Source organism: Pollutimonas sp. M17 (assembly GCF_025836975.1).
GTDB lineage: Bacteria > Pseudomonadota > Gammaproteobacteria > Burkholderiales > Burkholderiaceae_B.
In genome coordinates this window covers 3537972-3551175 of record NZ_CP107548.1, presented here as the reverse complement: position 1 = coordinate 3551175, position 13204 = coordinate 3537972, and the positions used below count along the sequence as shown (strand labels likewise).

Sequence of the window (13204 nt, the reverse complement as noted above, 5' to 3'; positions counted from 1 at the left end):
CGCTGCTTCCTTGCGCCCATCCGCTACGCCGGCTTTTTCCTTGTTGACGGAGGACCGCTGCCATGAGCGATGCCGATGGATTCCATGAATGCGTGCTGGTGGCGGGCGGTGCGGGCTTCATCGGCGCCAGCCTGTGCCGGCGCCTGCTGCGCGACGGGCATGCCGTGATATGCATGGACAACTTCCTGACGGGCGACCGGGAAAATGTCGCCCAGTTGCTGGACAATCCGCGCTTTACGCTGATCGGCCACGATGTCATCGAGCCGATAGGCTTCGGCTTGCGTCCCACGCAGATCTACAACCTGGCCTGCCCCGCGTCGCCCAGGCATTATCAAGCCGATCCCATCCATACTTTACGATCCTGCGTGGACGGCGCTTACAACTTGCTGGAGCTGGCCCGCCATAGCGGCGCCCGTATCCTGCAGGCATCCACCAGCGAGGTTTACGGCGACCCCAGTGTCAATCCGCAGCCCGAGGCGTACAGGGGCAACGTCAACATGGTCGGCCCCAGATCCTGCTATGACGAAGGAAAACGCTGCGCCGAAACCCTGTTCGCCGATTATGGCAAGTGCAGGCAGGTCAAGGTGAAGATCGCCCGCATCTTCAATACCTATGGACCATACATGTCGCAGCAGGATGGCCGGCTGGTGTCCAACCTGATCGTGCAGGCGCTTACGGACCGCAACTTGACCATATACGGGGATGGCAGCCAGACGCGCTCGCTTTGCTATGTGGACGACCTGGTGGAGGGGCTGATACGCCTGATGGGCAGCGGCGACGAACTGGACGGTCCGGTCAACCTGGGCAATCCCGACGAGGCCACGGTGCTGGATATCGCCAAGGCGGTGCGCCGGCTGACGGGCACCCGCGCATCGTTCGAATTCCGGCCCCTGCCGGTCGATGACCCCTTGCAGCGTTGCCCCGACATCACGCGTGCGCGCACACTGCTGGGGTGGCAGCCCCGCGTCGACAGGGATGCCGGCTTGCGCAGGACGGTGGAATACTTCGCGGAAAGGCTCAGGCGGGTTCGGCCGAATTCGGCGCCTTCCGGAATTGCTCCAGCCGGTTATAAAGCGTCTTTGGGCTGATGCCCAATGCCAGCGCCGTGCGCCGCTTGTCGCCGGAATAATGGTCCAGAGTGGCCATGATCAAGGCGTGTTGCGCATGCGTCAGCGATGTGCCGATGGGAATCTTAAGGAACCCCTGCTTCAGTTCCGGCGAACCGGAACGGCGGCCGGAATTGAGCGGTTCAATGCTGATCTCGTGGTCGGCCATTATGTAGGCGCGCGTGATCACATTCTTCAGTTCGCGGATATTGCCGGGCCAGTTATGGGCTTCCAGCACTTCCATGGCCGTGGGAGAAAAGACTTTGGCGGCGTTTTCCTGGTGATTCAGCTCGTCCAGAAAACGCTGGGCCAGGTAGGCGATGTCGGACCGGCGTTCGCGCAGCGAGGGTACGCGAATGGGAAATACGGCCAGCCGGTACAGCAGGTCCATGCGGAAGGTGCCCGCCAGGGCCGCTTCCTTGGGATCGCGGTTGGTGGCGGCGATAATGCGCAGGTCCACGCTTAATTGTTCTGTGCCGCCCACCCGGTGGTATTGGCCGGTTTCCAGCACGCGCAACAGCTGTACCTGCATGGCCAGCGGCATTTCAGTGACTTCGTCCAGGAACAGGGTTCCGGGGTGGGCGCGCTCGAAACAGCCCATGGTGGTGGACGACGCGCCGGTAAAACTTCCTTTCTCGTGACCAAACAATTCGCTTTCGGCCAGCGAGGGCGAAATGGCTCCGCAGTTCAGGGCCACGAAGGGCGCATCGCGCCTGGCGCTGCGGTCGTGGACCGCCCTGGCGACGATTTCCTTTCCGGTGCCGCTTTCCCCTATGATAAGTACACTGGCGTCGGTGGGAGCCGCTTTGACGATCGAACGCGCCAAGGCGAATGCCGCGGGCGAACGGCCAAGTATTTTGGACGATTTGATCATGCGAAGCAGTCTAGTACGAAAATCTTCACGTGTAAAAATATTCGGGTTTTGTTTCAATTGAGATGTATGTTTACGGGAACCTGCGTGAAAACCGCGTACGATTAAGTCAAGAATCGTAAAGCACAAGCCGAAAAGGCGGAGAACGCGAACACGAGGTGGCGGTTGCGGCCCGCACACACGGGCAACGCGCAACAGCACATGGGAAAACTTTGTTGACTAAAGCTGATATGCCGCATCTTTTGATTGTTGACGATGAGCCGGCCATAGGCGAGCTCATTGCTGAAGTGGCCGTCGAGGACGGCTATACGGTGGCCCTGGCGGGCGACATCCGCCAGGCCCGTATACAAATTGAACGGCAGAAACCCGACGTGGTTCTGCTGGATATGCAGTTGCCCGATGGTGACGGCATGACCTTCTGGACGGATGCCGCCTTGCCTGACACCCAGGTGGTGTTCATTACCGGCTATTCCAGCGTCGACAGTGCCATTGCGGCCTTGCGCTGCGGCGCGGTCGACTATCTTTTGAAGCCGCTCAGCCTGCGCAGGCTGAAGGGTGTGCTGAGCGAACTGAAGCTGATGCTGCAGCAGCACCCCATGCCGGGGGCCGCAGACTGCTTCGCCAAGATGATAGGCCGGTCGCGCGCCATGCAATTGCTATGCGCGCATATCGAAAAGGTTGCGCCCACCCAGGCCACGGTGCTGCTGGTGGGGGAAAGCGGAACGGGCAAGGAATTGGCCGCCGAAGCCATACACCTTGCCAGCCCGCGCCATCAAAAGCCCTTTCTGCCGGTCAATTGCGGCGCCATTTCGCCCAATCTCATCGAAAGCGAGCTGTTCGGCCACGAGAAAGGCAGCTTCACCGGAGCCGATCGCCAGCACAAGGGCTTTTTCGAGCGGGCGCGCGGCGGCACGCTGTTCCTGGACGAGATCACCGAGATGTCGATGGATCTGCAGGTGCGTTTGTTGCGCGTATTGGAAACGGGCCGCTTCATGCGGGTGGGCACGCACGAGGAGATCGTTGCGGATGTGCGCGTCGTTGCCGCCACCAACCGCAACCCAGAACAGGCGGTCGCCGACGGCACGCTGCGCGAAGACCTTTACCACAGGCTGAGCGTTTTTCCGCTGGAGCTGCCGCCGCTGCGCGACCGCGAGGACGACGTCATCCTCCTGGCCGATTATTTTCTCCAGAAGCTGAACGAGGAAAACCGGACCGCCAAGTCCTTCGCCCCCGAAGCGGTGCAGGCCATGAAAGATTATTCCTGGCCCGGCAACATCCGCGAGTTGCGCAATTATGTCTATCGCAGCTATATCCTGGCGGACGAGATCATCAAAGGCGATTTCAACTCATTCGAGCTGCATGGCCACTCGGCGGGATGGGGCTTCGAGATTCTGGTTCCTGTCGGCGTGCCGCTGGCGGACGCGAACCGGCAACTGATTCTTGCCACCCTGAAGCAGTGCGGAGGGGTCAAGAAGGCGGCTGCGGAGGTCCTGGGCATAAGCCTGAAGACCTTGTACAACCGCCTGGAGGAGTACGGCGCAAGCGGCGAGGTGGACGAGTCGTCATCGAATTTCCGCTGAAGGCGGATGGCCTGGCACGCGATATGCTGCCCGCTGCGCGTTGAACTTGACGCAAGGTGAAAGCCGATGAGGGCTGAAGGCCGGGCGACGATCGTCGTCCTTTCATACAACAGGCGCGTGCAACTGTTGAGCACGCTCGAATCATTGCAGAAGCTTCCCGGACAATGGCCCATCATCGTCGTCGACAATGGTTCGACCGATGAGACCGCCGCGGCCGTTGCGCAACGCTTTCCATCGGTGATGCTGATACGCTCCCAGCGGAATCTGGGCGCGGCGGCGCGCAATATCGGCGTGGCCTATGCGCATACGCCCTACGTCGCATTCAGCGACGACGATACCCAGTGGGATCCGGGATCGCTGGAGCGGGCCGTGGAGATGCTGGACATGGCACCCGACGTCGGGGTGCTCAGTGCCTGCATCCATGTAGGGCCCACGCGCCAGCTCGATCCCGGCTGCCTGACCATGGAGCACAGCCCATTGGCCCGTGAAAGCCTGCCGGGCCCGCAACTGCTGGGCTTCATGGCGGGGGCTTGCGTCATGCGTACACGCGCCTTCTTCGAGGTGGGCGGCTATTGGCCCCCCCTTTTCATCGGCGGCGAAGAATCCCTGATGGCGCTGGACATGGTGGAACAGGGCTGGCGCATCATCTATGCGGCCGACGTCGTGACCCGGCATTTTCCGTCCAAGATCCGCGATTCGAGCCTGCGGGAGCGCCTATTGATACGAAATGCGATCTGGGTGGCGTGGATGCGCCGTCCTGTGCGCGCGGCTTACCGGGAAACCTCGCTGCGCATGCGGCAGGCGTATTCCCGGCACATTCTCTGGCCCGTTCTATGTCAGGTGCTGCTTGGAATGCCCCGGGCGCTGCGGCGCCGTAGAGTCATTTCGCCCGCCGTGGAAAAAATGCAGCGGCTGCTCGATATGGCCGCCGCCGATTTTTCCCCGCAGGGCCCCGGCCGCCATCCGGCCTGACCCCAGTCAGTGCAGCCTCGGCTCTTCGTGTGCCCGCATCGGAGGATCCTCGCGCGGCGGCCTGACCGGATCGCGTATCTCGTCGGGATCCTCCCGAGGCGGCAAGTCCACTTCCTTGCCGGGCTCGTCCGGAGGGGGAATGTCCGGCGGTATGGAGGGGTCGTGCTCCGGCGGCTCGGGTACATGAGCCCATAGCCCGGGTGCAGGCAGGGTTGGAAAACGTGCGATATTGAAAACTTGCATGGCGGCCTCCTGGTTAAGCGCGGATTCGGTGCCGCGCGGTGCCGCAATACGGGGGCAATCGCCATGCCTGCGCGCCGGGCACGCTGCTTGCTTGAATACAGCCAGAAGCAGGCAGGCCTGATGGGAGCATTCGAACTGCACGGGAATCGCGTTTCAGCAGGAATTACGTTTCCACGCAGTTTTTACCAGCGAATTTCAGGCACGGCTTCGGCGCACGCCCGGCCATCGGGGCAGATACTGGAGAACGATCGTGGCATTGAATATTCTGGCTGTTTCATCCGAAGCTTTTCCCTTGGCAAAAACCGGAGGACTGGGGGACGCGGTCAGCGGGCTTTCGCAGTCGCTGGGCGAATGCGGAGTGCGTGTGACTCTGTTGTTGCCCGCTTACCGCGATACGCTGAGGCATGTGCGCCACGTGCGCCGTGCCGCCGTGCTCCACGGCATACCTGGCGGGGAGGCGGTTCTGCTGGCCGCCGAATGTCCGGAACTGAAAATGCCGGTATTGTTGTTGAAGAACGATGCCCTGTATGACCGCGAAGGGCTTTATGCGGCCCCGGACGGCACCGATTACGGCGACAACGCCGTCCGGTTTGCGGCGCTGGCGCATGCGGCCGCGCACATCGCGCAAGGGGTGGACACCGTGGCACGCCCCGATATCGTGCACGCGCATGACTGGCATGCCGCCCTGGCGCCCCTGGTAATGCGCCAGCTTGGTGTGGAAGGCGTGAAAACGGTGCTTACCTTGCACAATGTGGCCTTCCAGGGCATCTTTCCCATGTCGCTGGCCGGCGAATTGGGCATAGCCGATCGTTATTGCAATGATGCGGGGCTGGAGTTCTGGGGGCAGCTGAACTTTCTCAAGGCCGGCATACGCTGTGCCGACCTGATTACCGTGGTAAGCCAAAATTACGCGCGTGAAATATTGACTCCCGAATTCGGCTGCGGCCTGGAGGGAGCCCTGGCGGATCGGCGCGGCGACCTGGTGTCCATTCCCAATGGCATCGATACGGCGCTGTGGAACCCCGAAGCCGACGAATATCTGCGTGGCTGCAGCTTCGGCGTGGGCAGGATGGCCGGCAAGGTAGCCTGCAAGCACGACCTGCAACAGGCTTTTGGATTGGCGCGGAACCCGGACGCCACGGTGATGGCCATGGGCAGCCGGCTCACCACCCAGAAAATGGCCGACGTGGCGGTCGAGGCCATTCCGATCGCGCTGGACAAGCATCCGGATCTGCAAGCCTGCATAATCGGGCAGGGAGAAAAAAGGCTGGAAAAGGCGCTGGCGGAACTCGCCCAGCGCTATCCGGGCCGTTGCAGCGTGCATATCGGCTTCGATGAAGCACAGGCGCATTTGCTGCATGCGGGCGCCGACATCCTGTTGCATGGAAGCCGGTTCGAGCCTTTCGGGCTGACGCCCTTGTATTCCATGCGCTACGGCACGGTCCCTATCGGGTCGCGGGTCGGCGGGATGGCGGACACCATCCTGGACCCCGGCATGCACAGGCCGGCCGGCGCCATGCGCAGCGCAACCGGCATTCTTTTCGAAGGCGCTCATCCGCGCGATATGGCCCTGGCCATAGATCGCGCCATGGCGCTGCGCGGCATGCCTGAAATCTGGAGCGCGATGCAGGCCAATGGCATGCGCGCCGACTTCAGTTGGGCCAAGACCGCGCCCTCTTATCTGAGCGTTTACCAGTCCCTCAGGCCGGATGTCTCGCTGGGTCGCATTCCGGAGCGCTATCGTCGAATCCTGCCGGGACGTGTCTGGCAGCCGGCGGCGGCCAATGCGGCGCTTGCCGGGTATTTCCCCGAGTCGGCCGGTGGCGTCCTGGCGGGTCACCTGCGCAAGGACGCCAGGACAGCGTCCACGGCCGGCCATGAGGCCTCGGCCGCATGACCGCCATGCGCATCTATCACGCCTCGCCGCCTCCGGCCTCGCCCGAGGCTGGCGCGCTGGAGCCCCATTGGTGGGATGCGCGATGCGCGCGGGCCAGGGCACTGGGGTTCGACTGCGTGCTGGCCGGCCCGCTGCGGGAGCCGGCGCCGGCGGCGGGCGCGGCCCGACGCCACGGCGTCCAGCTGCTGCTGGACCTGACGCTGGACGATGCCGGCGAGGCCGACCTGGAGCGCTGGGCGCAAACGCTCGCTGGAGCGCTGGATGCCGGCGTCGGAGGCTTTCGCTGCCTGGATCCCGCGTCGATGTCCGCCCAGGGTTGGCAAACCCTGATAGGCCGGGCGCATGCGGGACATCCCGATTGTTCCTTTCTGGCCTGGACGCCCGGCTTGGCGCCACGACGGGTGGACGCATTGGCGGCTGGCGGATTCGACGCCACTTTCGGTTCCGCGGCATGGTGGGATTACCGGGCGCCGTGGCTGCTGGAGGAATCCGATCGCTTGCGGCGGGTGGCGCCCGTGATCCAGACGGTGGTCGCCGAGGACGCGCGCCCTGGTCCTGAGTCATGGAGTGCGGGCCCGCGGCAGGCAGGCAGGCGGCTTTGGGCGGCAGCCTTCTTCGGCGGCGGCATCCTGATGCCGGAAGGCTATGAAGAGGCGGCGGGCGACGAGACCGTGATCGCGGTGAACCGCTGGCTTGCAAAGCGCAGCGCGGCGGATTCCCGTGCATGGCGCCGCTTGTCGGGGCCGGCCGCGGACTTTACCGCCTGGTTTCGGGAAGGCGACCCGGCGCAGCTGCTTCTGCTGAACCCCGGCGACGCAGCGCCGGCTGTGCTGGACCGGCGGGTATTCATGTCTCGCATGCCCGGCAGCCATACCTTGTCCGGAGAGGCAAGCGAAGCGCTTCCGGCGGCGCTGGAAGCGGCGGGGGCGATGGTGCTGCCTGTGGTGGCCGCCTCGCCGGTCAAGGCAAGCGGGCGCCAGCCGGATCCGTCCGCGCCAAGCGAGCCGCCCATGCACGGGCCGCGCATCGCCATCGAAGATGTCATGCCGCGCATTGCCGGCGGGCGGTTTCCTGTAAAGCGGGCGATCGGCGATGCCTTGCGGGTGCAGGCCGATGTATTCATGGACGGCCATGACCGCATTGCCGTATGGCTGTTGTGGAAAGCCGCCGATGAAGCCCAGTGGCGCCGGGTCGCAATGCGCTCGCTGGGGAATGACCGGTGGGAAGCGGAGTTCATGCCCGAACGCCTGGGCCGGCACTGCTATACCGTTCAGGCCTGGCATGACGTCTGGGGCTCATATTGCCACGGCCTGATGAAAAAGCGGGACGCCGGCCAGGACGTGTCGCTGGATGTCGAGGAGGGCCGCATTCTTGTCGCGGCGGCGCTGGAGCATACGCAGGACGATATGCCGGAGGTCGCGGCGGAAGTTGCAGCGCTGCTGCGCGCCGTGGGCCGTCCCCAGGGAAACAAGCCCCGTCCGCGGCGTGGATTGTCGCTGACGGGCTTATCGGCGCAAAAGCCGGACGCCCGCCCCTTGCCGCCCGCCACCCCCGAGCAGGTCCGCATTCTGCTGTCCGAGTCGTCCGAGCGTGTCATGCGCGCCGCCGATCGTCGCCCGTTCGAGGCTTGCGCCGCCGTTTATCCGCTGACCGTGGACAGGCGGGAAGCGCGTTTTTCCAGCTGGTACGAGCTCTTCCCGCGTTCCCAAAGCCCGTCCCCGGGCGTCCATGGGACTTTCCGGGATGTGATCGGCCGGCTGCCGGCCATTCGGGACATGGGGTTCGATACCTTGTATTTCCCGCCCATACACCCCATCGGGCAGACCAACCGCAAGGGCCGCAACAATGCCTTGTCGGCGGCTCCGGACGACCCCGGCAGCCCCTATGCCATCGGTGCCGCCGAAGGGGGGCACGATGCGGTGCATCCCAGTCTGGGCACGCTGGACGACTTCCGGGAACTGCTGCGCGCCGCGCACGATCATGGCCTGGAAATCGCGCTGGATTTCGCGATTCAGTGTTCGCCCGATCATCCCTGGTTGACGGAACATCCCGACTGGTTCGATTGGCGCGCCGACGGGTCCCTGCGCCATGCCGAGAATCCTCCAAAGCGCTACGAGGACATCGTCAACCCGGACTTCTATGCCGACCCGGCCGACGCAACGCCGCAAATGGCCTTGTGGCGGGCCTTGCGCGACACCGTGCTGTTCTGGATACGCCAGGGGGTGCGCGTGTTCCGGGTGGATAATCCGCATACCAAGCCGCTGCCTTTCTGGCAATGGCTGATTGCGCAGGTTCAGGCCGAGCATTCCGACGTGCTGTTCCTGTCCGAAGCGTTTACGCGGCCGAAGATGATGTACAGGCTGGCCAAGCTTGGATTCACGCAGTCTTATACCTACTTCACCTGGCGCCACGGCAAGCAGGAACTTACGGATTACCTGAACGAACTGAACTCGCCGCCGGCGGCGGACTGCTTCCGGCCGCATTTCTTCGTCAATACCCCCGACATCAATCCGGGCTTCCTGCACACTTCGGGCAGGCCGGGCTTCCTGATCCGGGCTGCGCTGGCGGCCACGACATCCGGCTTATGGGGCATGTACAACGGCTTCGAGCTTTGCGAGGCGCGCAGCCTGGCCGGCAAGGAGGAATACCAGGACTCGGAGAAATACGAGCTGCGTTCCTGGGACTGGGACCGTCCTGGAAACATCATTGCGGAAATCACCCGCCTGAATCAGCTGCGCCGCCAGAATCCCGCGCTTCAATCCCATCTGGGGATACGGTTTCACAAGGTCGACAATGACCGGATTCTCTTCTTCTCCAAGACGGCTCCGGAAGGGGACAGCACAGTGCTGGTCGCCATCAGTCTGGACCCGTTCGCCCGCCAGACCGGGACGCTGGAGCTGCCTTTGTGGGAATGGGGCTTGCAGGACGAGGAGGCGACATTGATGCGCGAGCTGTACGACGACCGGCGTTTCAGCTTGCGGGGCATGCACCATCGCATCGAACTGGCGCCCGAGCGCCCCTTCCTGTTGTGGAGTATGGAAGGAGCCGGGAATGGGCGCTCCCATGGCAGGACAGGGCATTGAAAGAGGGGCTTCATGACCCAGGCAACAAAAGACAGGGCCGAGCAAATGCAGGATCCGCTCTGGTACAAGGATGCGGTCATCTACCAATTGCACGTCAAGTCGTTCTTCGATGCGAACGATGACGGCCAGGGCGATTTCGCCGGATTGATCGCCAAACTGGACTACATCGCCAGCCTGGGCGTCAATACGATATGGCTGCTGCCTTTTTATCCCTCCCCCAGGCTGGATGACGGCTATGACATCGCCCAATACCGCGGCGTGCACGAAGATTACGGATCGCTGGCCGACGTCAGGAAACTCATACGGGCCGCCCATGCGCGCGGCTTGCGCGTCATTACCGAGCTTGTCGTCAATCACACATCGGACCAGCATGCCTGGTTCCAGCGCGCGCGGCGCGCGAAGCCGGGGTCGGCGGCACGTAACTTCTACGTCTGGTCCGACAACGATCAGGCTTATGCGGGAACGCGCGTTATTTTCTGCGACACCGAAAAATCAAACTGGACCTGGGACCCTGTGGCGGGCGCCTATTTCTGGCATCGCTTCTATTCGCACCAGCCCGACCTGAACTACGATAATCCGCGGGTGCTGGAATCGGTGATCGGCGTCATGCGATTCTGGCTGGACATGGGGGTGGACGGCTTGCGGCTGGACGCCGTGCCCTATCTGGTCGAGCGCGAGGGAACCAACAACGAGAACCTGCCGGAAACCCATGAGATTCTCAAGCGCATACGCGCAGCCCTGGACAAAGAGTACCCCGGCCGCATGCTGCTGGCGGAAGCCAACCAGTGGCCCGAGGACGCGCAGGAATACTTCGGCCAGGGCGACGAATGCCATATGTCGTTTCATTTTCCATTGATGCCGCGCATGTATATGGCCATTGCCCGGGCCGACCGTTTGCCGATCACCGACATCATGCAGCAGACGCCGGAGATCCCGGAAGGCTGCCAGTGGGCCATTTTCCTGCGCAATCACGACGAGCTGACGCTGGAGATGGTGACCAGCAGCGAACGCGACTACCTTTGGGACGTCTACGCCGTCGATCGGCGCGCGCGCATCAACCTTGGAATACGCCGGCGCCTGGCGCCGCTGCTGGAGCGCGACCGGCGCCGCATCGAACTGATGAACAGCCTGCTGCTGTCCATGCCGGGCACGCCGGTGCTGTATTACGGCGATGAGATCGGCATGGGCGACAATATCCATCTGGGCGATCGCGACGGCGTCCGAACCCCCATGCAATGGAGCCCCGACCGCAACGGCGGATTTTCGCGGGCGGACCCCGAGAGGCTGTCGCTGCCGGTGCTGATGGGGCCTCTCTATGGGTATGAGGCGGTCAACGTCGAGGCGCAGCAGCGCGATCCCCATTCCCTGCTCAACTGGACGCGCCGCATGCTGGCCAAGCGCCAGCAATCCCATGTTTTCGGACGTGGCAGCTTGCGTTTCCTGTTTCCGGGCAACCGGAAGATCCTGGCCTACCTGCGCGAGCACGAGGGAGTCGTGCTGCTATGCGTGGCCAATCTCTCCGATGCTTCGCAGCCGGTCGAGCTGGATCTGGCCGCCATGGCGGGCAGGGTGCCCATCGAGCTGCTGGGCGGCACTCCATTCCCCACCATCGGCACATTGCCTTATCTGCTTACGCTCCCGCCTTATGGCTTTTACTGGTTCCAGCTTAGCGACAGCGCCGCGCCGCCCGCCTGGCATGCGAGCAGCCCGCAGCAAATGCCGGAATACCTGACCCTGGTATTGCGCCGCAAGGCGGGCTATCAGCTGGTGGAAGGATCGCGGAAGGCCTTGTGCAATCAGGTGCTGCCGCTCTATCTTGAGCGTCAGCGATGGTATGCCGGCGGGCAGGCTCCCGCTTCCGTCGGAATTGCCTACATCGTCCCGCTGCCGGCGAGCTCCGCCGATCAGGGCGAGCTGTTCCTGGCCGAATTCGACGTGCCGGGCGGAGACGGCTCCGAACGCTATTTCCTGCCGCTGGCCCTGCTTTGGTCCGAAACGGTCGAAGGCATGCCGGCTCAGTATGCCATGGCCCGTGTACGCCGGGGTTCGGAGCTGGGCCTGGCCACCGATGCCTATTCCATGCCCGAATTCACGCAGGCCTTGCTGGAGAACTGGCGGGAAGAGCGGCAGATATCCATCGATGTCAGCCGTGGACGTTTCGTGCTGCATTTCCGGGCGGAGCCCGGGCTGCGGGCCGTGGACTGGCCTGCGGACCTGACCGTCGATTGGTTTCATGGAGAGCAATCCAATAGTTCGATGCTGTTGGGCGACCTGGCCGTTTTGAAACTGTTGCGGCATGTGACGGCGGGCGTGCATCCCGAGGCTGAAATGACCCGCCAGCTGACTCAGCTGGGCTACGGCAACTCCGCCGCGCTGCTCGGCGAACTCGTGCGCGTGGATGAGGACGGAACGCCGCATACGCTGGCCCTGCTGCATGCGCGCATACCGAATCAGGGCGATGCCTGGGGCTGGACTCAGGACTATCTGAAGCGCACGCTTGAAAATGCCGCGCTGACCGGTGAAAGCCAGGCCGACTACCGGGAAGATCTATTGGGCTATACGACCATTGCCTCGACCATAGGGCAGCGCCTGGCGCAGTTGCATGCCATGCTGGCCCTGCCCAGCGACGACCCGGCCTTCACGCCTGAAAAGGCCGGCAGGGACGATGCGCAGGCATGGGCCAGGGATATCCGGGATCTGGTGAACGCCGCCCTGAAGGCCGCGGCCGCCGGCAAGTCCGCGCTTTCGGAAGCCGCGGCCCTGCAGCTTGAAGAGCTCAAGTCGCTGAAGAAGATATTGCTGGAGGAAATCGGCATCCAGGCACTGGCGCTGGCCGGTACGATGCGTACCCGCATCCATGGCGACTTTCACCTGGGCCAGGTGCTTATTGCCCAGAACGATGTGTATCTGATCGACTTCGAGGGCGAGCCGGCGCGTTCCCTGGAGCAGCGCCGCGGAAAAAGCTGTCCGTGGCGCGATGTGGCCGGCCTGTTGCGGTCCTTTGACTATGCCTGCGCGGCTTTTCTGGCATCGGGCTCAAGCGCGGAGTTGGGCGCCGCGGATGCCGCGTCCGGCGAGGGCGGCGGCCTGGTCCCCGTTCCCATGGGGGCGGCCGCGCTGCCGCAGCAAAGACGCATACTGCTGGAGCAGTTCTGCTCGAGCGCCACGACGTCATTTCTGGAGGGGTATCGGCAAGGGGCCCGGGAGGCCTCGGGCCATCCGCCCGACGGAGCCCCTGCACATCCCGCCAACGACCGTGGGCCCTTGCTGGAGTTGGCCTTGCTGGAAAAGGCCGCCTACGAAATCTGCTACGAAGCCGCACACCGTCCCGACTGGCTGGGCATTCCGCTGGAGGGCCTGCTTCGCGCCGCCCGGCGCCTGCTGGCGGGACGAATCGACCATGACAAGGACAAGGCCCAGCCATGAAGCGGGAAAACACGAAACCGTCCAGA

The 13204-nt window shown here is 63.6% G+C and carries 8 protein-coding genes; 6 read left to right on the top strand and 2 right to left on the bottom strand.

The window, feature by feature from the left end; translation table 11 throughout:
• Nucleotides 1-62: 62 nt before the first annotated feature.
• Complete coding sequence (locus OEG81_RS16650; RefSeq protein ID WP_264130394.1) at nt 63-1088, top strand: UDP-glucuronic acid decarboxylase family protein; 1026 nt, start codon at nt 63-65, stop codon at nt 1086-1088.
• Here OEG81_RS16650 and OEG81_RS16645 read toward each other — a convergent pair.
• Nucleotides 1018-1980, bottom strand: a complete 963-nt coding sequence (locus OEG81_RS16645) for a sigma-54 interaction domain-containing protein (protein ID WP_264130393.1) — start codon at nt 1978-1980, stop codon at nt 1018-1020. The genes OEG81_RS16650 and OEG81_RS16645 overlap by 71 nt on opposite strands.
• Nucleotides 1981-2207: 227 nt before the next feature.
• Between OEG81_RS16645 and OEG81_RS16640 the strand changes: the two genes are divergently transcribed.
• Together OEG81_RS16640 and OEG81_RS16635 are read left to right on the top strand one after the other, a co-directional pair.
• The gene (locus OEG81_RS16640; RefSeq protein ID WP_264132628.1) at nt 2208-3557 is read left to right on the top strand and encodes a sigma-54-dependent transcriptional regulator; all 1350 of its coding nucleotides are present in this window, start codon (nt 2208-2210) and stop codon (nt 3555-3557) included.
• Between the two features lie 66 nt (nt 3558-3623).
• Nucleotides 3624-4529, top strand: a complete 906-nt coding sequence (locus OEG81_RS16635) for a glycosyltransferase family 2 protein (RefSeq protein WP_264130392.1) — start codon at nt 3624-3626, stop codon at nt 4527-4529.
• Between the two features lie 6 nt (nt 4530-4535).
• Here OEG81_RS16635 and OEG81_RS16630 read toward each other — a convergent pair whose 3' ends face one another.
• The gene (locus tag OEG81_RS16630; RefSeq protein WP_264130391.1) at nt 4536-4772 is read right to left on the bottom strand and encodes a hypothetical protein; all 237 of its coding nucleotides are present in this window, start codon (nt 4770-4772) and stop codon (nt 4536-4538) included.
• Nucleotides 4773-5022: 250 nt separating this feature from the next.
• On the opposite strand from OEG81_RS16630, the gene glgA reads away from it, so the two are divergent.
• The 3 genes from glgA to treS are packed head-to-tail and all read left to right on the top strand — an operon-like array spanning nt 5023 to nt 13178.
• Complete coding sequence (gene glgA / locus OEG81_RS16625; protein ID WP_264130390.1) at nt 5023-6669, top strand: glycogen synthase GlgA; 1647 nt, start codon at nt 5023-5025, stop codon at nt 6667-6669.
• A complete protein-coding gene (locus OEG81_RS16620; protein ID WP_264130389.1) occupies nt 6666-9752 on the top strand; it encodes an alpha-1,4-glucan--maltose-1-phosphate maltosyltransferase in 3087 nt (1028 codons plus the stop codon). The genes glgA and OEG81_RS16620 overlap by 4 nt, the downstream gene beginning before the upstream one ends.
• A gap of 12 nt (nt 9753-9764) precedes the next feature.
• Complete coding sequence (treS, locus tag OEG81_RS16615) at nt 9765-13178, top strand: maltose alpha-D-glucosyltransferase (RefSeq protein WP_264130388.1); 3414 nt, start codon at nt 9765-9767, stop codon at nt 13176-13178.
• Nucleotides 13179-13204 lie beyond the last annotated feature (26 nt).